Here is a 23,364-nt window from a genome sequence, read left to right on the forward strand (position 1 = left end):
TGCTTATGGTTCCCATCACCGACTCTCCATATACAGGTTTATAATTTTACAACAGATACTACACCCTCTTAATTTATTAACTTTTGCTAGAAAATTATAAAGTTTTTATATTAGTGCTTATTTAATTTATAGAAGTTATGATTAAAGATTAGATTATTTTCAGACAGAGTATTTTGAAGAAAAACAGGGATTTTGGACCTTATCAGAATAATAAAGGTCTTCAGATTAAAAGCAAAATAAATAGACAAATAAATAAATAAATAAATAAATAAATAGAAAAAGAAATAGGAAGTTAGTGAAGTTTTCAATAAAACTTCTCAATCTCGTGCTTCACGTCTTCGGGTGAGAACTTTTTCCTCACGAGAGGCATTTCATGAAGTGTCGGCATCATTTCTTCAAGGGTTTCCTTGTCGCTTTTGTAAAATATGCCGTTGGGTATTTTATCTCCCCATTCAAGGGCTTTTTCGAAAGCTTTTGTCTGGTTGTAAGGGTCATAATCGCTCTCGAGACTGTAAACCCTTTCACGGTACCATTTGAAGGTATTCACTTTATTAAACGTTACACAGGGCTGGAGGATATCAAGCAGGGAAAAGCCCCTGTGAGTAATTGCGGCTTTAATAAGCTCTTTCAGGTGCTCCTGGTCTCCTGCAAACCCCCTGGCTACGAAACTGCAGTCCTGAGAAATTGCCAGGGCAAGCGGATTAAATGGGTGTGCAAGGTAGCCGAAAGGCTGGGCTGGCGTATGTGTCCCTTTAGCTGATGTCGGAGATGCCTGCCCTTTGGTCAGCCCGTATATCTGGTTGTTGTGAACAAAAAGGCTGATATTCGGGTTCCTGCGGATTGCATGAAGGAAGTGGTTTCCGCCTTCGGCATAACAGTCCCCGTCTCCTGCAACCGCAATTACATGCAGGGAGTGGTTAGCAAGCTTTGCAGCAGTGGCAACAGGGAGAGTCCTTCCATGCAGCCCGTTGAAAGTATGGCACTTTATGTAATGGGGCAGTTTACCTGCCTGTCCTATTCCCGAGACCAGCAGGACTTCCCAGGGCTCGATGCCAAGTTCGGCAAGTGCCTGTTTGATGGTTGATAGTATCTGGAAATTTCCACATCCAGGACACCAGGCAGGGACCTGGCCTTCATAATCTTCAGAGGCAGGCATCGATTTCCTCCTTCAGTTTTTCTATGGTAAAAGGTCTTCCGTCATATTTCAAGATCTGGCGGGCAAATTCGAAGCCTGTTTCGGCTCGCATGAGTTTTGCAAATTGCCCTGTGGCGTTGTTTTCAACAGAAATAACAAGATTTGCATTCTTAAGGAATTCTATGTAATCAAACCTGTCCCTTTCGGGAAACGGATAAATCTGGCTGAAGTGCATCATTGCAATTTTTTTATCCTTTGAAAATATGTCCACTATTTCTTTTATCACACCGTAAGTAGAGCCGTGCCCTACGAGCACTATTTCCGGAGAGGAATCCCCGTACAGCAACGGAGCTTCGATTTCTTCCTTTATTAGAGGCAGTTTTTTCAGCAGCCTTTTCTGGACCATTTTTATGCGCGTTTCGGCGTCCTCTATAATGTGCCCTTCTTCGTCATGCTCATCACTATCTGCAACAACGAGATGCTTTCCTGCTTCTCCGGGGACTGCGAGAGGAGAGATTCCAGTGTCCGTGTATCCGTAGCGTTTATAATCCTCTGCCCCCTCCAGATCTTTTTCCCTGACCCTGTAATCATTATATATAAGGCGTTTGAGGTCAAAGCTTTCAAAAGTCCATTCAGACTCTCCGAGATACTGGTCTGAAAGGATAAAAACAGGGATCTGGTACTTTTCTGCAAGTTCAAAGGCTTTACTGGTAAGGTAAAAAGCCTGTTCCGGGGTTCCCGGCTCAAAGATCACCCTTGGAAATTCTCCGTGCCCTGCATTCAGGACAAAAAGCAGGTCTCCCTGTTCTGTACGTGTGGGCAACCCGGTAGCCGGTCCAGGACGCTGCATTTCTGCGAGCACGAGAGGTGTCTCGGTAATCCCTGCAAGGGAAATGCCTTCCGACATGAGGGAAAAACCTCCTCCGGAAGTGCCGGTCATAGCTCTGGCGCCTGCAAAGGAAGCCCCTATTGTCATGTTGATTGCCGCGATTTCGTCCTCAGCCTGCTCAATCACAAGACCGTATTCTTCAGCCCTGGAAGCAAGATAGTTCAGAATCCCTGTTGAAGGTGACATCGGGTATGCCGAGTAGAAAGTGCAGCCTGACATGAGGGCTCCCATCCCTATTGCCTGAACCCCGTCTATTAGAAGGAGTTTTTTTGCTTCAGGCTCGGGAATTCCGAAAGCTTCACAACGGGAGCAGTTTGAATGGGCATAATTATACCCCGCCTCTGCACAGGCTATGTTTTGTTCTATAATTTCCTTCCCTTTGTCTTCGAAAGTCACCCTCAAAATATCGTTCAGAAGATCCAGCCCAAGGTCAAGGAGTCCCAGCACTGCCCCCGTTGCTACGGTATTTGCCATGACACTTTTCTTTCCGACGTCGAGAGCTATTTTTCTGAAAGGGATATCTATAAACTGAGGACCTTCAAATTTCTTTTTCATGCTCTCGGAGTCATATAGAATAAATCCGTCTTCTCTAACACTATTCTTATGGATTTCTATCGTATTAAGGTCGAGAGCCAGAAGAATATCAACTAGCTCTTTAGAAGCCATTACTTCCCGGTCAGAAAAGCGGAGTTGATAGAAGTTATGTCCGCCGCGTATCCTGGACATATAGTCCTGGTGCGTGAAAACGTGATACCCTTTTCTGGAAAAGATTTTTGCAAGGGCTCCTCCTATTGTCTGTAACCCCTGTCCGGCTTCTCCCCCTACTCGAAGTGTGTAGTCCAGAAACTTAACCTCCAAACTTCCTGTATGTTTATAATTGCTCAGTGCTTTTCTATAATTTATTTCAGTTAATCTTCACATCCCTGCCTTCGACAGCTCCCGCACATTCCTTAAATATAATTTAAGAACTGCGGGACTATAGGATTATGAAAAACGGAGCAATAATTTTCTAAAACAATTAAGTAAAACAGGAACTTCTTTTATTTCAAATTCTTTCGTTTCCTGTTCTTTTCTGCCTTTTAAGGCTTTTATCCCCTTTAGCTAAAAGTATTAATATTAAACCTTAAATAATCTTGCTTCGGGGTCCGATCCTGAATTTGGGAGAAATACTGACGATAATACGTGGCATTGAACAATAATAAATAAGTCCGTTTATATGCACAAAATTAAGGCGAATCTTATAATCAGGAACTTACCGGATGCCTTACAGGACTGACCTGTCCTGAAATATTTGTCCTTACAGAGAGAAGCATTTTCAGGAATAGAATTTCACAAAAAACACACATGATATTCTTCGAATAACATGCCAAAAAAATGAAAGTACTTGAGAGAACTTTCATGCCAAATATTAGAATAAATAAAGCATCTTTCCAAAAAGGATGCAGCCTATCAATACAACTCCAAGTATAAGTATGTCCGTCTGAAGTACGGCATATAATATGAAAAAACAAATCAATGAGGTAACTGCACAGGCCAGAACATCAACAGGATTACTCATGCCTGCCTCCATTAATTATTACATAGAAGTTTACAGTGTGATAAGCATTTCTAATTTGAACCGAATTTTATATTAATCTACATATAATTAGAGATATGCATTTAACTTGGAAAACGAAAAGTCATTTCCCTCAAAACTGAGCCGCCAGACGAAGAATTCAGGAAGAAATAGTTCACGTTTTATTATCCTAAAATTCTGAGTTTCATTTTTACTGGATTTGTTTATCCTCTGGATTTGTTTATCCTCTGGACTTCTTTATTTATGCAATTTATTCAGGAAGCGGCCTGTTGTTGCTGTTAAAAAAACATGGAGAGTATTGGAAAAAACTAATAAAACATGTAGAATATTGGAAAAAACTAGTAAAACATAGAGAATATTGGAGAAAACTGGTCAAAGATAGAAATACCAGCCCTGAAACCTTGCCTGTTAATAGTCCGGAAAATAAATATCCAAAATAGAAAAAACTTTTTAAGACATGGTCTTAAAAAGTTGCCTGCCCTTTCAGCAAATCATTTTTTACGGGTTAGAAGAGAATAAGTCTTTTTCCCTGAAAGCTGTGAAAAGGCAAAAACGCGTGCATCAGGACAGTTCGCCTTTTCTGCTGAGGATATAGAGAATCATATCCGAATTCAGCTTGCTTTCTCTTGACAGCTTCTCGGCAATCATTTCATTTGAAAACCGATCGGCTTTTAACTCCTGAATCTTCTCCAGGACATTCTGAGAGACATTATAGTATTCATTTATATCCTTTCGGTGGCCCCAGACATCCCCCTCCAGGAGATTTATCTTCTGCATCTCCAGAAACATCTCTATTGACTTTGAAACCGTCCTCCTGTAAGATTTAGGAAGCTGTATGGCTTCAATTTTAGGACATGTTTCAGCAAGCATGAATACATCCTTGTTAGACGGCCTGAAAGCAAGGTGGATAACCTTCTCATTCGGATTAAGGGTAGGAATTTCCTCCCGTGAACTAACCACTCTGATTTTCATATTATAGTCCCCACTCATTATTTACGAATTAAATTTTTATTTATTTAAAAATCAAATTTTGTTTACGCATTAACATTTTATATACGTATCGATTAGCAGAAATATTATTTAGAGGGTCTGTATCCGAAACGAGCCCTGATAGAGTCAGCATGTGCCTTCAAACCTTCTTCCTCAGCTAATGCGATTACAGTTTCTTTCAAACTTTCAAGCCCACTCTTGCTGATTTTCTGTATACTGGAATACTTGAGGAAGTGATTTATGTTCAGCCCGGAATAGATCTTCGCATACCCTGCCGTAGGAAGCACATGATTGGTACCGGAAGCGTAGTCTCCGACAGGAACAGGAGCATAGTTCCCTATAAATATCGATCCTGCATTTTTAATTCTGTCAAGCACAAAATCGGAATCTTCCACCATAATTTCAAGGTGCTCAGGTGCAAATTTATTGCTAAAGTCAATGCACTGATCAAGAGAGTCTGCAATCAGAACTGCTGCATTTTCAAGAGAAATTTTCACAATTTCACTCCTTGCAGTACTTTCGGCCTGGGCGAGCACTTCCTGCTCCACTTCTTCTGCAAGAGTTTCCGAAGTCGTCACAAGCACGGAAACCGCATTCGGGTCATGTTCTGCCTGGGCTATAATATCCGAAGCAGCCATAGCAGCATCTGCAGACTCGTCTGCTATGATAAGGACCTCACTCGGACCTGCCGGAAAATCAATCTCAGCAATATCCCTTACCTGCATTTTGGCAGAGGTCACAAAAACATTTCCTGGACCGACAATTTTGTCCACCCTGGGAACGGTTTCAGTCCCGTAAGCCATAGCCCCTATTGCCTGCACTCCCCCGAGCTTGAAAACCTTATCCGCACCTGCAACCTTTGCAGCAGCAAGGGTAAGAGGGTGTACGGAACCGTCAGCCCTGGGAGGAGTACACACAATAACCTGCTCAACTCCTGCAACCCTGGCAGGGATTACTGTCATCAATACAGTCGATGGATAGGAAGCCCTCCCTCCGGGAGCATAAGCCCCTACACTTTCAAGAGGAGTTGCCTTCTGCCCGAGGACAACCCCTGGCTGGAGTTCCATAAACCAGGTAGTTTCAGGCATCTGAGCCCTGTGGAAAGCCCGAATATTTTCAGCTGCAATTTTAAGGTGTCCAAGCAGTTCAGGCCCGATCTCGGAGAGAGCTTTTTCAAACTCTTCTTCACTTACTTCAAAATTTGCAAGTTCAACTTTATCGAACTTTTTTGTATACTCCCTGAGGGCAGCATCTCCTTTCATGCGCACGTCAGAAAGTACGGCTGATACGGTTTCTCCAACATCTGCAAGCCCGGACCCCCGGGAAATTAACCTCTGCATTTCAGCTTCCGAAACATCAGACAACTTTTTGAATAACATTATAATCATCTCTGAGATTACCCAATAAAACTGAATATAATTGATCCTGATCGGATTGAATAAATTCGGTACTAATTTAGAATTTGATATAATCTGCTCTCATTAAATCTCTGATCTCATTTAATATTTTACCCTGGATTCAAGCAAAAAAGCGGAGAAATAAGAAAGCAGTGCTTTATAGAAAAGGGCTGATTCAATAAGAAAGACCTGTAAACACCATAACCCGTACAGCCATATTCGCTTTACTAAACCTTTCTTGTCCCGATCAACGAAGGAGAGCGGCCTATTTCCTTTTCCTTTGGAAAGAACCGCCAGAAAAACTGATGAGTTTCTACATTTAGCTGGAAATTTAAATCCAATTTTGGGAACAAAGAAAGATAGCAAAAATATTACTTCAAGCCAGGGTGTACTTCTTCAGCATTCTCTTTCATATAATTGCGGCACCGGTTCAAACCTATTTTTAGATCTGCTGACTGTCATCCTGTTGGCCCGGCGCAGGGCAGGTAGAGAAAATTAGGCAGTGTCGCGAATTTGCTGTAAATTTGAAGTCAAGTTTTTGTGTATTATCGGGAAATTGATCTTCTGATGTGGAATTTTCTACTCAATAACTTCTTGAGATTTGTGATTTTACATAACTTATGTTACACTGTCGAAAATTAAAAATTCTCTCGGAACTCAGGGATAGAGAAAACAATTAATCCCAAAAAGCAATAAATTAAAAAACATGAAAGAAATCTCAAAGTAACCGGTAATCATTAGTCAGAATCAATAATCACTGATTGTCCTCTGCCCATCGGAAGAACCTTTTTCCAGAGGCTCAATATCAGAAAATTCAGATACCGCTTCTCTACGACCGATCTGCTTGAAAATCCTTTCAGCAATCTTTGGTCCTACAAGTACGGCTATATGTTCAGGAGAAGCTGCTGCGAGCTCAGCTGTGGACTTAAAGCCTGCCTCATAAAGTTTTCTTGCTCTCACGCGCCCCACACTTCTGATATCAAGCAGGTCCATAAGTTCCGGGGCTGCTCCGTACCTGATTCTCTTTTCCAGTTCTGAGGCTTCTTTTGCACCTTTAAGGTCGAGGAGCCCTGCAAGCTGGGCTGTAACATGCATTATCCATTCGGCAATATCTGCAGTTGCATGGATATCTCCTTCCCCTATCCCGAACTTCAGACAGATCTCGTTTTCGGGCTTCTCATGTATCCAGTCCATCAGAAGGAGAGAGGTCTTTACCTCACCAAGGAACCATTCGTACTCGGCGATATTGAAGGGATTCGGAACCTTTGAGAACTCGTCTGCATGAGCCATTACGTAGTCGTTGACTTCCTGGTAGTCCTGGCTCCGCATATACATAAGACGCATATCCGGAGTGCTGCATATCAGGTGCAGAAGGGTAAGCTCGGTAAGGGTACCTGCTTCCCTCAAGCCCTTTGCAATAAGAGCTGCAGAGAGAGGGTCGATGTAGAGCCTTGATACGAGTTTTCCGAAAACCGTGGAAACAAGGGCATCGGGGTCTTTTTCAAGCATACCTTCCCGCCTCAAAAAGTCCAGGCATTCGTCCACAACCGCGGAGAGCCCGAAGTTTGAGTACTGGAAAGCGAAAAATGTTGCCTCGAGGAAATCCATGAGTTCTTCCCTTGTCCGGGCAAACCCGTTCGAGATCGTAGAAAGTATATGCGTCCTGAGGGCATTTTCCGTACCCAGCTTGGACCATATATCTTCAGCTCCGGCTTCGATGTATTTTTCGAAAAGGAAGACAAACTCCTCGTAAGACTTTGCAAGCAGGACAGCTTCTCCGTAAGGGTCAAGCCTCGGCCTCCCTGCCCTTCCTGCCATCTGCTTGTATTCAAGTACCGGGATTGGCTGCATGCCCGAATCTGAAGAGTAACGCCGGTAACTCCTTATTATCACACGCCTGGCAGGAAGGTTCAACCCTGCTGCAAGGGTAGGAGTGCTTGAAATAATTTTTATACGCCCTTCACGAAAGCCGTTTTCTACAAGCTCCCTCAAAGGCGTTGTAAGGCCTGCGTGGTGGAATGCTGTCCCTGAACGGACACAGGTGGCAAGAACTGATGAAACATCGGTTTCACTGTTTTCAATGATCTCGTCAGCAATGCCTGCAAGAGTTTCACGGTCTTCATTAGAAAGAGTCTTTTTTACTGCAGAAACTGCTTTTTTTGCAAAACCCATGCAGTTCTTCCTGCTGCTCTCGAAAACAAGGCACTGTCCTCCTTCCTTTATAGTATCGAGAACCAGGTTTACTGCCTCATCTTTTGTTGGCTGCCCAACAGGCTTCTCCTTATCCTTGCAGTAAAAAATCCCGTTATAAAACACCCCTTCCATAAGGTCGGTGGGCCTCCACTCGCTTAATACAAGTTCGGCATCAAGCCAGGCTGCAAGCTCATCGGCATTTCCTACTGTTGCCGAAAGTGCAAGGACCTGACAGGAAGGGTTCATTCGCCTGAGCTTTGAAAGGGTGATTTCAAGCGTCGGACCCCTGTCTGGAGAATCAATAAGGTGAACTTCATCTGCCACAACAACAGAGATCTCCTGCATCCAGGCAGTCTCGTTCCTGAGCAGGGAATCTGTTTTTTCAGAGGTTGCAACAATAATATCATTTATGCCGAGCCCTTCGTCTCGCCTGTCGTAGTCTCCTGTTGAAATCCCGACCCTCATGCCCAGTACGGAAAATTCCTGAAACCGCCTGAATTTCTCGGAAGCAAGAGCTCTCAGGGGCACGATATAGAGTGCCTTTCCTCCATTGAGCACAGACTTCAACATCGCAAGCTCGGCAAGAAGAGTCTTTCCCGAAGCCGTAGGAATTGCAGCAAGCAGGTTTTTTCCTTCAAGCAGGCCTTTCTCAACAGCTTCTGCCTGTGGCGGATAAAGTTCAAGAATCCCGGAGTTTTCGTAAAAACGCTTTATTTCATCGGGCAGGTCGAGGCTTTCTATCTTCATTGAAAATCAGAAACTCACACATAAGATAAAACTATTTTGAAACCGCAGTGCAAATGCCGGAGCTGTTCCCCTGAAAAGGTTGAGGTTTTCATTGAGTAAACCTTAAAGCATTTCATAATCTGGAACAGCAGGCTTTTGCAGGATCAGTCCCTGGCAAACTGGCTCTTAAGAGGTCACTCCTTAGCAGAATAATAATAGTTTCCACTTTCTTTCTGCTCCCGGTCAAGCCTTGAGCCAAGGTTGTTTACACGGGGACGCCTTGTTTCTTCATCCCTTCGGAAGGTTATGCCGAGGTTTTTCAGGAACCTGTTCATGCCGCCTTCCATGCTGAAAGGACCGTGGGCTTCACCGTAAACTGAGGGTTCTCCTTCAAAAACAAGGAGACGCTGGCTGAGCATATCTATCATGTAAATATCGTGATCAACCACCAGGGCGGTTTTCTGGTTGTTTTCGGCAAAACGGTTGATGACTTTGGTGACCATGGAACGCTGCTCAACATCAAGGTGGGCGCTCGGCTCGTCAAGAATATAGAGGTCTGCTTCCTGGGAAAGGCAGGCAGCAACTGCTACCCTCTGAAGTTCCCCACCACTGAGGTCTGTAAGCAGGCTGTCGTAAATTTTCTCAAGCTGGAGAGGGTTTGAGATCTCAACCTCATAATAACTGCTTCCGAACTGCTTTGAAATGCCCCTTAAGAAGTCCTGGACACTCAAAGGAATATCGGCTTTGATGTACTGGGGCTTGTAGGAGATTTTTACCTCGATTCCCGGGTCTCCTTCGTCGGGCTTTATTTCACCCGCCAGAACTTTTACGAAAGTTGATTTCCCTATCCCATTAGGACCAACTATCCCGAGCACCTCGCCTTCACGCAGGTTTCCTCCTGTGGCTTTGAGGGAGAATCCGTCCCCAAACTTCTTTGAGAAACCGTTAAAGGAAATCATGGACCTGAACTGGGCATCTTCCCTTGGAGGATGGATCTCAAACTTGATGGATTCAGGGCGAATCCTTATGTTTTCTTCAGGGAGGTAGCCTTTAAGGTACTGGTTAATCCCCACACGCACACTTTTCGGAAGAGTAACCACACCAAAGCCTGCGGGTTCACCGTAAGCTATGTGAATTACATCTGTAAGCATATCAAGAAGTGCAAGGTCGTGCTCGACCACAAGTACTGCCCTGTCCTTTGAAATTTCCTGGATAAGGCGAGCTGCGTTGATCCTCTGGTAAATATCAAGATAAGGGCTTATTTCGTCAAAGAAATAGAACTGAGCATCTCTTGCCGCACAGGCAGCAATAGCAACCCTCTGCAGTTCTCCACCGCTCAATTCGGTAATATTTCTTCCTATAACACTTCTCAGGCCAAGATGGTCGATAAGCTCGTCCAGAACGCCTCTTTCATCGGTTTTCTCAAGCAGCTCAGAGGTTTTTCCTTTGAAGGCTCTGGGAATGAGGTCAACATACTGGGGCTTCTGGGAAACCTTTACCCTCCCATCCACAACGTCCTTGAAATAATCGTGAAGCGCAGTTCCGGCATAATGCTCGAGTACAGTGTCCCAGTCTCCTTTTCCCTTCCCGAAATTGGGGACCAGGGCTCCTAAGAGGATCTGGACCGAGGTACTTTTTCCTATACCGTTAGGTCCCAGAATACCGGTTACTTTTCCTGTCCTGGGTACCGGAAGCCCGAAAAGGGCAAAACCGTTTGGTCCGTACCTGTGAGTTGGTTCCTGCAGGGCTTCAGGGAGCCCTATGATCATAATGGCTTCGAAAGGACATTTGTTGACGCATATTCCGCAGCCCACACAGAGTTCCTCGGAGATGACCGGCTTTCCGTCTGCCTCAAAAACAATGGTCTCATCTCCTGTCCTGACTCTGGGACAGTACTTTTCGCACTCCTTGCTGCACCTTCTGGGCTGGCACCTGTCTTTGTTAAGTATAGCTATTCTCATATTAGTCCCCGGAATTACGTTTTTGATTGGATAAGTGTAAGTAATTCAGCAATGTGGAAAACATAAATTAGTTCAGTAATGTGGGCTTACACAGGTAAGCCACTGTGAATTCCATAATATGGCTCAGTCATTTGATTTCAGTTTTGTGAGTTCTTTTTCTTATTCAATCCCGGTTATGAAATGCCTGATCTGGTATATGAAACGTTGGAATGCTGCAGGCATGAAATGTCACCGTGGAAAGGATTTACACATAAAAATAAAAATAAAATCAATAGCAAAAGAGCCCGGGTAAAAGGTTCTCTTTTTTTATAAAAGCCTTTTCTGAAACCCGGGAGAAGATTTTTTTAATTCAGGAGCAGAGTCCAGGTTACAAGGAAGAAGTCAATAACCATGAATTCGACATAAAACCAGTCTTTAAACTTGAATTCCTTTACATTTATCTTAAGAGACGGATATATAAGCTTCTGGACGTAATACGTTATTCCTATCACGATCATGAGTATAGCATACCACATCCGGTCTTCGCCTGTACCGTACTGGCTGTAGAGTATTAACCCGGCAAGTATTCCGAGTATTGAAGAAACAATAGTTTTTATAATTCCTTCCCTGTGAGCTTTCTGCTTCTCTTCAGGGGTCAGCTGTTTGATAAAGCTCTTTTTTTCAGGAACTTCAACATCGGCTGCAGTACCTTCTATGGAAGCCTCGGCAGCTTTTGTTAACTCCTTCCTGGACTTTGATTTTGGGCTTTGTTTGCTCAACCTGTATTCTCTCCTGAACGACAATTATCTTCCCGGGGATATATTATTAACTGAAGTTAAAAAGGTTAAAACCGGATTACCAGATTTAGATTACCAGATTTAGATCATCAGATTTAGATCATCATATTTAAATTTTTAGAATTAAATTTTTAGGACTGAGTTTCAGCGACTTAAATAAATTCATTGCTTAAAACATTACCGATCTGATCTATTGATATCGAATCGATCCCTATAGAATTTAAATGTTTTGAAAATTTTGAGGGTCTGTGCCCTCCAGGGTGGTAAACAACCGTGACTTCGGGATTGAGTTTTCTGACCATAGCCTCAAGCCCGCAGGCATCAAGGTGGTCGCTTATTTTAATAATCGGATAGGAATAATCTGCCCGGCAACTCAATACATATTTTTTCACGTTCCATGGGAGCCTGTCAAGTTCCCAGGGAGCCACAACGAAAACTTCATCATCTCCTTCGGATTCAAGCCCTGCAAGTTCTCCAGCGTCCTCAAGCATGCTCCTGGTAAGCGCTCTTACCCTTGCTTCCATCCGGATCGCTCCATTGTATCCAAAGCCTCTCATCAGTTCAACCGCACGCTGTGCTTTTCCGAACTCATAAGCTCCAAAGGCTACGGGGCCGCTCTCAAAGAGGGCGCATTTCATGCTGTCAAGATCATCTGCAAAGTGACACGACGGATCGTCAGGATCGCCGTAGTTAGCCTCGGTGATAAGGACATCACACGGAGGAAGTTTGCTGGCGTCTTTAACGTCCCCTGTGACCAGAATTCTTGTCCCTACATCGTTCTCCCAAAAAAAAGCAGCTGCACCGGCAGTATGCTCCGTCGGGTAAGTCTTTACAACTGTCCCTTCGATTTCAATTTCATTTCCCAGCCTGCATGTGCTGCCCACGTATTTTTTGTCGTGCCTGATTTCAAGAGCGGCTGCCGTTTTGTCCGTACAGACCGCCCTGGGGGAGAGCATGGCTGATTTTCCGTGATGGTCAGAGTGAGCATGGGTGATAAGATAAGCATCGGGCTGGGGGTGTTTTCCCGGAGTCCGGGTCGTATCAATGGAAAAGGTACGTAAATCTCCTGCATTGTCCCGGAAACGGATGGAGATGTGGGGTTTAAAAGTACCTCGCGAGTTGCGTTGCCTGAGCGCAAGCACTCCAAGGTCAATAAGTTTTTTAGAAATCACGCCAATCCCTGAGGAGATTACACTTAAGTTATTTAAGCTTAGGGAAAACACTGAATTTGCAATACATCATTTTTAAAAAAGAATAAAAGGTGCCATCTAAAATGTGAGCCGTCACTACTTAAACAGAGTTAGACAAATTTTAGGAAATCATTTATATCTAAATTCATATTTTGAATTACAAGACTTATTAAGTTTACACGAATTTTAAGTCAGGTTATACTACGGCCAGGATACAATATTCGGTGTGTAGTTCAGCAAATTTTGCGCTGAAAAACACAGACTATTAAGGTCAAAGTGCCAATTATAGCTGATACATCTACCTATAAAATATTCATAACTGATTATTTCATTATTTTACCAGGTCCATTTACAATTCAATAACGGAAGGCATTAATAATGACTGATATTGAACAGCAATTTTTAAATGACCTCGACAACCAGCTCTGGAGAGCCGCTGACAAACTGCGCTCTAACCTGGATGCCGCCAATTACAAACATGTGGTGTTAGGGCTTATTTTCCTTAAATACGTGTCCGATGCCTTCGAAGAGCGCCAGCAAGAACTTACTGAGCTGTTTCAAAAAGACGATGACGACAATATCTATTACCTGCCCCGCGAGGATTACGACAGCGATGAAGACTATCAGCAAGCCATAGCAGAAGAGCTGGAAATTGGTGACTACTACACTGAAAAAAACGTCTTCTGGGTACCCAGAACCGCCCGCTGGAACAATCTGAGAGATGTAATAACTCTTCCCACTGGCAGCGTTATCTGGCAAGACGAACAAGGCGAAGACGTTAAACTGAGATCCGTGTCATGGCTGATTGATAATGCTTTCGATGACATTGAAAAAGCCAACCCAAAGCTCAAAGGCATTCTCAACCGCATCAGCCAGTACCAGCTGGATGCGGACAAGCTTATTGGCCTGATCAATGAATTTAGCCTTACCAGTTTTAATAACCCCGAGTACAACGGCGAAAAACTTAACCTTAAGTCCAAAGACATTCTCGGCCATGTTTACGAATACTTTTTGGGCCAATTTGCTCTTGCAGAAGGCAAACAGGGAGGCCAGTATTATACACCCAAATCCATCGTTACCCTGATCGTGGAAATGCTGGAACCCTATAAAGGCCGTGTGTACGACCCAGCCATGGGCAGCGGTGGTTTTTTTGTTTCCAGTGACAAATTCATTGAAAACCACGCCAATGTAAAACATTACAATGCTTCCGAACAGAAAAAACAAATCTCGGTATACGGGCAGGAATCCAACCCAACAACCTGGAAGCTCGCTGCCATGAACATGGTGATCCGTGGCATTGATTTTAACTTTGGCAAAAAGAACGCCGACTCCTTTTTAGACGACCAGCACCCCGACCTGCGAGCCGACTTTGTCATGACCAACCCGCCCTTTAATATGAAGGACTGGTGGCACGAAAAGCTTGCCGACGATCCACGCTGGACAATTAATACCAACGGCCAAAAACACATCCTTACCCCACCGACAGGTAACGCCAACTTCGCATGGATGTTGCACATGTTGTACCACCTGGCTCCCACAGGCAGCATGGCACTTTTACTGGCTAACGGTTCCATGAGCAGTAACACCAATAACGAAGGGGAGATTCGCAAAACTCTCGTCGAGCAAGACCTGGTTGAATGTATGGTGGCATTACCGGGGCAACTCTTTACCAACACCCAAATCCCAGCATGCATCTGGTTTTTAACGAAGGATAAAAGTGCTAAGAACGGCAAGCGTAACCGCCACGGCCAGGTGTTGTTTATCGATGCCCGTAACATGGGTTACATGAAAGATCGCGTACTGCGAGATTTTAAAGATGAAGATATCCAGCAAATGAGCGATACTTTCCATGTGTGGCAGAGAGAATGGACAGAGGAAAACAACCAGGCAGGCTTCTGTTTCTCAGCTGATCTCGCCACAATCCAAAAACATGACTTTATACTCACCCCCGGCCGCTACGTAGGTGCAGAAGTAGAGGAAGACGACGGCATTCCCTTTGCCGACAAAATGACCGCACTCACCAGCCAGTTGAAAACACAATTTGAAGAAAGCGACAAACTGGAAGCACAGATTAAACAGAATTTGGCGGGGTTGGGTTATGAGTTGTGATTGGCAAGAGCTGACATTGGCTGATATTGCTGAGTCTAAAGGGGGATTAGTAGACGGACCTTTTGGTTCTAATCTACCTGCATCTTGCTATGTTGAAGATGGTGTTCCTGTCATCAGAGGTAGCAACTTAACAGTGGGTTTGGAACGTTTTAAGTCTGAAGATTTTGTTTATGTTTCAAGCGAAACTCTAAAACTCATTAAAAGAAGTGAATGCTTGCCTAATGATATTGTTTTTACAAAGAAAGGAACGTTAGGGCAAACAGGGCTAGTACCATCTGATTCTCGTTATGAGAGATATCTATTGTCTTCGAACCAGATGAGATTACGTGTAAATACGAATCTGGCGGATCCTGAATATGTCTATTACTATGTCTCTTCAAAAGCATCTGTTGAGAAGATAAAGCGGGATTCCGAGTTTACTGGAGTCCCAAAAATCAATTTAGATTATTTGAAAAAATTTCCAATTATAGTCCCCAAGTTGACAGTACAAAAAAAAATATCCAAAATTTTGTCTGGCTTTGACTACAAAATCTCAGTCAACCACCAAATCAACCAAACCCTCGAATCCATGGCGCAAGCCATTTTCAAAAGCTGGTTTGTGGATTTTGAGCCTGTCAAAGCCAAAATAGCTGCCGTTGAAGCAGGTGAAGATGCAGAGGGTGTAACCCGCGCTGCCATGAGTGTCATCTCCGGCAAGGCTGATGAAGAGTTAGACCAATTGCAGGCCGAGCAGCCAGAACACTACACGCAACTCAAAACTACCGCAGAACTGTTTCCCGCCGCCATGCAGGATTCGGAATTTGGAGAGATTCCGGAGGGGTGGAGAATTAAGAAAGTCAATGAGATTCTGGAACTTGCTTACGGAAAACCGTTGAAAGAAGACGTGAGGCTTCCAGGGAATATTCCTGTATATGGTTCAAATGGTCAAATTGGCTGGCACAATGAAAAATTAGTTGATGGACCTGGTATCGTAGTTGGGCGTAAAGGAAATCCAGGAACTGTCACTTGGGTGCACACACATTTCTATCCAATAGATACAACTTTTTATGCAATGCCTAAAGGTCCAGTTAAAAGTCTTTATTATCTCTTATATACTCTCAAAAAACAGAAATTACCTCTTTTAGCAGCTGATTCTGCAGTACCTGGACTGAACAGAAATATGGTTTATATGAATAAGATGATAGTTCCGCAAAGAGATATTTTGGATCTCTTTGATATCCAGTTAACTAAAATATATCAAAAAATTCAAGTGAATAAAGAACAATCAGAAGTATTGGCGGCAATCCGCGACATTTCGCTCCCCAAACTTCTATCAGGCGAACTTCCTGTTGACGCGGCAGAAGTTGTGGGAGGTGACTTATGACGGAGCCATTGGAACATTTGGTGAGAATTCCTGAATGGTCGGAAAAAGCGACTGAAAGGAGTTTTGTCATTTTTAACAACGAATTTATTAAAGAGAATATACCTGTAACACGTATTGAGTATTGGAAAGATTTTTTCAAGTTAGTTGATAGTCGCCTATTTGATCGAGCTGGTACCGAACTTATTTTTAGAGGACAGAGGCGCTGGGATTGGCAGTTATCGCCTACATTAGGACGCGAGCCGTATTCAAAAGACGGGAATGTGACTAAAGAAAAAGCAGAGAAAATGCATGCTTTATTTCGTCAAGCAGTAAGGGGTAGACTTAATGATTCGAGTCTCGTTAATGATTCAAATCCGGATGAGTTGTGGGCAATTGGCCAACATTACGGCTTAAAAACACCTCTGCTGGATTGGACTAGTTCGCCCTATGTTGCACTTTTTTTTGCTTTTAATGAGCAAGATCCATCTTCTGAAGGTAACGATAACTACTACCGAACAGTATATGTACTGAATAAATCCTTCGTGGAGAACGAATGCCCAGAAATTATTGTCGTAGAACCTAAGCGTGACGACCATGGCCGATTGGTTAATCAGGCGGGACTATTTACAGTTTGTCATGATGCAACGATTGAAAATCAGCTGCTAGCATCATTAAGTAAAGACAGTAATTTTACTCAAGAAAAATTAATGGATGAAGATGAAGGTCGCTTTCCTGAAATTTTTGCAGATTATATTTGCAAAATATATATAAAAAACGAGTTTCGGCATGAATGCATTAAACATTTGAGAAAAATGAACGTACATCATGCCAGTTTATTTCCTGATCTAATTGGAGCTTCTGATTATTGTAATCTGATTATGGCTGAATGGATCGAAGCCCAAGAGATTAATAAACAACATTCTGCTGACGCAGAGCCAAAACTAGAAAGTAATGGTGTTATTTCCAAGCTAACTCCTAAGTTAGACGTTTCTGAGCAAGAAATAGATACAATTGAGGAAATGTTACGCTTCCCCATATCCCATAAACAAATGGAAAGTGTAAAAGTTTCTATGTTGGCTAAAGATTTGGCGAGTGAAATAAAGAAGTATCAATACACTGACTGGCAAAATAGAGATAGTGTAAAAGCTAAGCTACGTATTATCATTAAAAATTACTTGCGAAAGGCAGGATATCCAGAATCAGCGAGAGATAATATTATTTCAAATATTTTGAGTTTTTATGAGTTAAGGGAAGATATGCAGCAGGAAATGAAGGATGAATGAAGAAGATCTAGAACAACACTGTCTCGACTGGTTCCGAGATAACAGCTGGGAAGTGGAGTATGGCCCTGACATTGCCCCCGATTCAGACAATCCCGAACGCAAAGATTACCGCGAGGTAATTTTAAAGCATTATCTACAGGAATCACTGGAGAAAATTAATCTCCATCTCCCTTTTAATGCCATTGAGCAAGCCATCGCTCTTGTTTTAAAGCCCGAAAGTCTGGATTTGATAACCAATAATCGCGCCTTCCACCGCCTGTTATTGGAAGGTGTACCGGTTGAATATCGTAAAGATGACGAGACGATTCACGACCGCGCTTTTTTAATTGACTTTGAAAACATTGCTAATAACCGTTTTTTAGCAGTAAATCAGTTCACCATTCAAGGAACTAAAAGACCACGCCGCCTTGATGTGGTCTGTTTTATTAACGGCTTGCCCATTGCAGTATTAGAGCTTAAAAGTCCTGAAGATGAGAACGTCGATATCTGGGATGCCTTTAATCAGCTGCAAACCTACAAAGATGAAATCAGCGACCTCTTTGTTTTTAATGAAGCACTGGTTGTAAGTGATGGTTATAACGCCCGGATTGGTGCGCTGACGGCAAACAAGGAGCGCTTTTCACCCTGGCGTGCTGTAAAAAATGAAGATGATAAGCCACTGCTGGAATGGCAGCTGGAAACCCTGGTGCGGGGTTTTTTCGACCGCGAGATGTTGCTTGATTACATCCGCTTTTTTGTGCTTTTTGAAAACGACGGTGGAGCAATCATCAAAAAAATAGCCGGTTATCACCAGTTCCATGCTGTGCGAGAAGCAGTAAAAGCCACGATTATTGCTGCACAGGACCCGAAAGGTGTGGCAGAAAAGCGCGCAAAATACGGGGATGAGGTGGTGCCCGGCAGCAAAAAGGCTGGTGTGGTGTGGCATACTCAGGGCTCGGGTAAGAGTATTTCTATGTGTTGTTATGCCGGGAAGCTGTTGCAGCAGCCGGAAATGAATAACCCGACCCTGCTGGTGGTGACGGATCGCAACGACCTGGACGGCCAGCTGTTCCAAACATTCTCCAATGCGCACGAGCTGTTTAAGCAAACACCGGTGCAGGCCAACGACCGGGATGAACTGCGCCAGTTGTTATCTGAGCGGGAATCAGGCGGCATTATTTTTACTACGGTACAAAAGTTTTCACCCTTTGAGGACGAAGGTGCCCACCCGATCTTAAACGGCCGCCACAATATTGTGGTTATTTCCGATGAGGCACACCGCAGCCAGTATGGCCATAAAGGCCGCTTTATAAAAGTAAAAAATAAAGACGGCAATGTTACAGGTAACAAACTGGTATTCGGCTTTTCCCAGTACATGCGTGATGCCCTGCCCAATGCCTCATTTATTGGTTTTACAGGTACACCGATTGCCCTTGAAGACAAAGACACACGCTCGGTATTTGGTGATTATGTTTCTATTTACGACATCCAGGATGCAGTTGACGATGGTGCAACCGTAGCCATTTATTACGAGTCCCGCCTGGCAAAGCTCGATTTAAATCATGCCGAAATTGAAAGGTTGTCCGATCAGGTTGAAGACATCGTGGAAGACGAAGAAGACGCGTCTAACCGCGAGAAAACTAAAGGGGAATGGAGCCGCTTAGAAAAACTGGTAGGGGCTGAACCGCGCATTCGGCAGGTAGCTTCCGATCTGGTGGGACACTTTGAAGCACGCACTGAGTCGATAGATGGCAAAGCCATGATTGTGGCCATGAGCCGGGAGATTTGCGTGCATTTATATGATGCCATTGTGGAATTGCGCCCTGATTGGCATGATACCGACCCCAGCAAAGGCGCAATCAAAATTGTGATGACAGGCTCGGCATCCGATCGTGAGTTGTTACAGCCACATATCTACAACAAGCAGACCAGAAAAAGATTGGAAAAACGCTTTAAAGATAATAATGACCCTCTCAAGCTGGTGATTGTGCGGGATATGTGGCTCACAGGTTTTGATGTACCCTGCTGTCATACCATGTATATTGACAAACCGATGAAAGGCCACAACCTGATGCAGGCCATTGCACGGGTAAACCGGGTATTTAAAAACAAGCCTGGCGGCCTGGTAGTGGATTACATCGGCATTGCCAATGAATTAAAGCAAGCACTGAAAACCTATACCGATGCCAGAGGGAGAGGCGAGCCCACGCTACGCGCCGAAGAAGCGTTTTCGGTATTGCTGGAAAAAATGGATGTCGTACATGGGCTTTTCCATGGTTTTGATTACAGTGAATTTGTAGACCAAGCTTACAAACTGCTGGTGCCAGCATCAAACCATATATTGGGGCTTGATGACGGTAAAAAACGCTTTTTAGATGCAGTGCTGGCGATTAACAAAGCATATTCATTGTGCGGCACCCTGGACGAAGCAAAAGAACTGCGTGCAGAGATCGCTTTCTTTTCAGCCATTAAAGCCGCCATCAGTAAATTCACATACGTCGATAAAAAGCGCACCCAGGAAGAGATGAACTCGGCTCTCAAGCAGATTCTGGATAATGCCGTGATTGCCGAAGGTGTTGTCGATGTGTTCCAGCTGGCAGGGTTAGAGAAACCTGATATTGGCCTGCTGTCGGATGAGTTTTTAGAAGATGTCAGGCAGATGCCTTACCGTAATCTGGCAGTGGAGCTGCTGGAAAAATTGCTGAAAGACAACATAAAATCGAAAACCAGTAATAACGTGGTGCAGGAGAAGAAGTACAGCGATCGTTTGGAAGAAACCCTGCGTAAGTACAACAACCGTGCCATTGAGACTGCCCAGGTGATTGAAGAACTGATTCAAATGGCTAAAGAGTTTCAAGAAGCACTCAAACGCAATGACGAACTTGGCCTGCAACCGGATGAAGTGGCTTTTTATGACGCCTTAGCGAATAACGAAAGCGCAGTTCGTGAGTTAGGTGATGAAATTCTCAAAAAGATCGCTGTAGAAATTACCGAGAAACTGCGTAAATCCACTACGGTGGATTGGCAGGTACGTGAAAGTGTAAGAGCTAGATTGCGTATTCTTGTTCGCCGTACATTGCAACGTTATAAATATCCACCGGACAAGGCACCGGAAGCTATTGAATTAGTACTGAAGCAAGCTGAAGCACTTTCAAATTCGTGGACAAATTAATAAATATTCAGCTCGAGAAACTAACATTTATATGATTGCACATCCATTTATTACTTACTAATAAGTAAGTGTGCTGTTATGAAAGATATAAACCAGACCAATCAACAGATACTCTATTACGCAAGGAATTTTCTGCAATGCAGAGGTTATAATGGATTCAGTTATAGAGATATCTCTCAGAAATTGGGAATAAAAAATGCCGCAATTCACAATTACTATCCCAAAAAAGAAGATCTGGTTGCAGCCCTGCTTGAAGACAGCAGAAAGAAATTAGCTGAAAATATTGCACAAATAGTTGAATCTGGAGGCTCAGCCCGTGAGCAACTTCAATACTATTTTGATTATGCGTTGAAGGAGTTTGATGAAGGCAAAAGTATCTGCCCTCCAGGCTCTGTGATTCTCGATTTTAAAGAACTTCCTGAGAAAGTTAAAAAGCAGAATCTGTTACTGCTGGATGATATCTTGACCTGGATTTCTGGAGTTCTTAAAGCCGGTCTGCAACAGGGAGAATTTAGTTTTTCTGATTCTGTAGAAGCACGTGCAGAATTAGTAGTTGAAGCCTTAATGGGTGCCAGGCAACTATCCAGCATTAAAGGGAGAAAAACACTCGTGAGATCCATTTCTCTAATTAAATCCGACCTTGGGTGGAAGGACTGATTTTTTTCCCAACCACTACTTACTTATATGCAAGTAAGTATATTACCCTAATATAATCAATCTACTGCTTGAAAAAAATCAGGTTTTCTGAATAAGTTCTTAAGAGGACGACCCAATGCCCAGTATGAGTATTATTTCATGCAAGATAATGCAGGACGAAATTATCTGGATTCTTGAAAATGACTCTTCCATTGATGAGATCATTATAGTTGACAGCAAAAATATCCGGGAATTCGTAGAAAAACTGGATAAAGTAAACCTCCGGTATAAAGTGCTCTCTCTGGAAGATATTTCCTCACTTGCAGAAATCAGAAGTGAATGCAAAAAATACACAGTTATGATTCATCTGATGGAACTGGGTCTTCATAGAAGTCCTAAAGAATTGAAAATCAAGGTATATGAGACTATAAAGACTCTTGCTCCTTTTTCTTCGGGAATTTTGCTCTTTTACGGATTGTGTGGGAATGTGCTGGGAGATGTTGAAAAAGATTTTGAGCGCAGTTCAACCTCATGTCCGGTCCGTATTCTTAAAGACAAGGATCACAGGATTGTAGATGACTGCATAGGAGCTACTGTGGGAGGAGTTAATAACTATCTAAGGATACTTAAAAGTGTCAGTGACGCTGGAACATATCTTTTTACCCCCATGTACAGCAAGGGCTGGAGGGAACTGCTTGACCTGAATAAGCTAAACAAAGACCCCTCTAAAGCATTGCAATTAATGAAAAAAACCCATGAGATGATCGGTTACAAAAGAGTTGCTAAGATTAATACCGGTCTTGAATACACTGAAAACTTCGATGCTTCTATTCAAGAATTTGCAGAGTTATTTGATTTCGAAATCCTGGAATTTGATGACGGCAATCAGAAAATTTTTGAAGATTGCTATAACGAACTCAAAGCGGAACTTTAGGAAAAATCAAAAGGTTGAATAGATTTTGTATTTATAAACGAATGGTGAGAGGATGTCTGTACTCAGCATAATTGCCTGTGAAATGCTTGAAGACGAACTGGTGTATGTCCTCTCAAAAGACCATGACTTAAATCAATTAATCGTAATTGAAAGCAGGCAAAGTTTCATGCTTGTTCGAAAGCTTAAGTCAAGAAATTGTCAGCCCAGAATTCTTTCTCTGGACAGGATACCTATTTTTTTAAAAGAGGCAAATAACTCTCTATCCATGAACCTTATTAGACTTTTGTTGAAATTTCCCTTTTTTAAGATAATACCTAATATAACAGGAAAGTGTAAAGAAAAGAACAAAGAAAAAACGACTGTAATTGTAAACATTCTGAAACTTGGCCTGCATGCAGATTGTGACCTTTTAAAGTCTGAAATCTACCGAAATATGAAGGAAATGGTAGAATATTCAGATGGAATTCTTATATTTTATGGGAACTGCGGACGCCCGTTAAGGGGCCTGGAAGTTGAGTTCAAAGATTTTAATTGCCCTCTGTATTTCCTCGAAGATGAAAAAGGAAATATTGTAGATGACTGTATCAGCGTAGCTCTTGGAGGCAACGATAATTATGCTGAGGTTATGCAGAGTGGAAACGGTACAGGTATGATATACCTGACACCTATGTGGGCTTCCAGCTGGAAAGAAATGAGAATGGAACCCAGTGACACTTCTGACTTCAATGTAAGCTTTTTGAAAAGACATTATAGAAAGGTTGTCAAAATAAGTAATGAGATTTCTATGGGAAGCGAATTTGATAAAAATGTCTTAAATTATGCCCGGACTTATGATATGAGTATTATTGAAATGAAAGGCAGTATGGAAATTGCAATGAAGTCCTATATGAATGCCAGGAACGGAATCTGCAAAAAAGATCCGATTCAGAAAAGCAGCTGAGTGATCCCACTTAGGTCTTTTTCCAATTAGCTTAAAAAATTAAACTGGAGATTAGATAATAATTGTGGAATCGTTGAAGTTTGTGGAACCGATTATCTCTATAATCCAATCTCCAGCCAGGAAAAATTAAATGCAC

The 23,364-nt window shown here is 43.0% G+C and carries 15 protein-coding genes; 7 read left to right on the forward strand and 8 right to left on the reverse strand.

Annotated features, from left to right (window positions below; genetic code table 11):
- Positions 1 to 304: 304 nt before the first annotated feature.
- The 8 genes from M886_RS16755 to M886_RS16790 all read right to left on the reverse strand — a co-directional run bounded on the left by M886_RS16755 (position 305) and on the right by M886_RS16790 (position 12,815).
- Complete coding sequence (locus M886_RS16755) at positions 305 to 1,156, reverse strand: 2-oxoacid:ferredoxin oxidoreductase subunit beta (RefSeq protein WP_048051556.1); 852 nt, start codon at positions 1,154 to 1,156, stop codon at positions 305 to 307.
- On the reverse strand, positions 1,143 to 2,882 hold the full coding sequence (locus M886_RS16760; RefSeq protein ID WP_048051557.1) for a 2-oxoacid:acceptor oxidoreductase subunit alpha: 1,740 nt from the start codon (positions 2,880 to 2,882) through the stop codon (positions 1,143 to 1,145). Before M886_RS16760 ends, M886_RS16755 begins: the two co-directional genes overlap by 14 nt.
- Before the next feature lie 1,279 nt (positions 2,883 to 4,161).
- Positions 4,162 to 4,572 carry a DUF1699 family protein gene (locus M886_RS16765; RefSeq protein WP_048039974.1) on the reverse strand — a complete coding sequence of 137 codons (411 nt, stop codon included), beginning with the start codon at positions 4,570 to 4,572 and terminating at the stop codon, positions 4,162 to 4,164.
- A 104-nt stretch (positions 4,573 to 4,676) separates the two neighbouring features.
- A complete protein-coding gene (hisD, locus tag M886_RS16770) occupies positions 4,677 to 5,978 on the reverse strand; it encodes a histidinol dehydrogenase (RefSeq protein WP_048051558.1) in 1,302 nt (433 codons plus the stop codon).
- 756 nt (positions 5,979 to 6,734) lie between these two features.
- Positions 6,735 to 8,927 carry an ATP-dependent DNA helicase gene (locus M886_RS16775; protein WP_048051559.1) on the reverse strand — a complete coding sequence of 731 codons (2,193 nt, stop codon included), beginning with the start codon at positions 8,925 to 8,927 and terminating at the stop codon, positions 6,735 to 6,737.
- A gap of 173 nt (positions 8,928 to 9,100) precedes the next feature.
- Positions 9,101 to 10,867, reverse strand: a complete 1,767-nt coding sequence (locus M886_RS16780; protein ID WP_048051560.1) for a ribosome biogenesis/translation initiation ATPase RLI — start codon at positions 10,865 to 10,867, stop codon at positions 9,101 to 9,103.
- A gap of 344 nt (positions 10,868 to 11,211) precedes the next feature.
- On the reverse strand, positions 11,212 to 11,625 hold the full coding sequence (locus tag M886_RS16785) for an EMC6-like membrane protein (RefSeq protein ID WP_048038149.1): 414 nt from the start codon (positions 11,623 to 11,625) through the stop codon (positions 11,212 to 11,214).
- 170 nt (positions 11,626 to 11,795) lie between these two features.
- Complete coding sequence (locus M886_RS16790) at positions 11,796 to 12,815, reverse strand: MBL fold metallo-hydrolase (RefSeq protein WP_048051561.1); 1,020 nt, start codon at positions 12,813 to 12,815, stop codon at positions 11,796 to 11,798.
- Between the two features lie 396 nt (positions 12,816 to 13,211).
- Here M886_RS16790 and M886_RS16795 point away from each other — a divergent pair, with 396 nt between their 5' ends.
- The 7 genes from M886_RS16795 (at position 13,212) to M886_RS16825 (ending at position 23,228) form a co-directional block, all read left to right on the forward strand.
- The gene (locus M886_RS16795) at positions 13,212 to 14,942 is read left to right on the forward strand and encodes a class I SAM-dependent DNA methyltransferase (protein ID WP_048045466.1); all 1,731 of its coding nucleotides are present in this window, start codon (positions 13,212 to 13,214) and stop codon (positions 14,940 to 14,942) included.
- Entirely contained in the window at positions 14,932 to 16,305 is a 1,374-nt protein-coding gene (locus M886_RS16800) for a restriction endonuclease subunit S (RefSeq protein WP_048045465.1), read from the forward strand. Before M886_RS16795 ends, M886_RS16800 begins: the two co-directional genes overlap by 11 nt.
- Complete coding sequence (locus M886_RS16805) at positions 16,302 to 17,567, forward strand: FRG domain-containing protein (protein ID WP_048045464.1); 1,266 nt, start codon at positions 16,302 to 16,304, stop codon at positions 17,565 to 17,567. Before M886_RS16800 ends, M886_RS16805 begins: the two co-directional genes overlap by 4 nt.
- On the forward strand, positions 17,560 to 20,718 hold the full coding sequence (locus M886_RS16810; RefSeq protein WP_048051562.1) for a type I restriction endonuclease subunit R: 3,159 nt from the start codon (positions 17,560 to 17,562) through the stop codon (positions 20,716 to 20,718). Before M886_RS16805 ends, M886_RS16810 begins: the two co-directional genes overlap by 8 nt.
- A gap of 78 nt (positions 20,719 to 20,796) precedes the next feature.
- Positions 20,797 to 21,375 (forward strand): TetR/AcrR family transcriptional regulator, encoded by a 579-nt coding sequence (locus M886_RS16815; protein ID WP_048036533.1) that lies wholly within the window; start codon positions 20,797 to 20,799, stop codon positions 21,373 to 21,375.
- Between the two features lie 115 nt (positions 21,376 to 21,490).
- Positions 21,491 to 22,288: a DUF1638 domain-containing protein gene (locus M886_RS16820; protein ID WP_048051563.1), complete on the forward strand. Its 798-nt coding sequence runs from the start codon at positions 21,491 to 21,493 to the stop codon at positions 22,286 to 22,288.
- Between the two features lie 52 nt (positions 22,289 to 22,340).
- Entirely contained in the window at positions 22,341 to 23,228 is an 888-nt protein-coding gene (locus tag M886_RS16825; protein WP_048036530.1) for a DUF1638 domain-containing protein, read from the forward strand.
- Positions 23,229 to 23,364 lie beyond the last annotated feature (136 nt).

It is taken from the genome of Methanosarcina soligelidi (assembly GCF_000744315.1).
Classification (GTDB): Archaea; Halobacteriota; Methanosarcinia; order Methanosarcinales; family Methanosarcinaceae; genus Methanosarcina; species Methanosarcina mazei.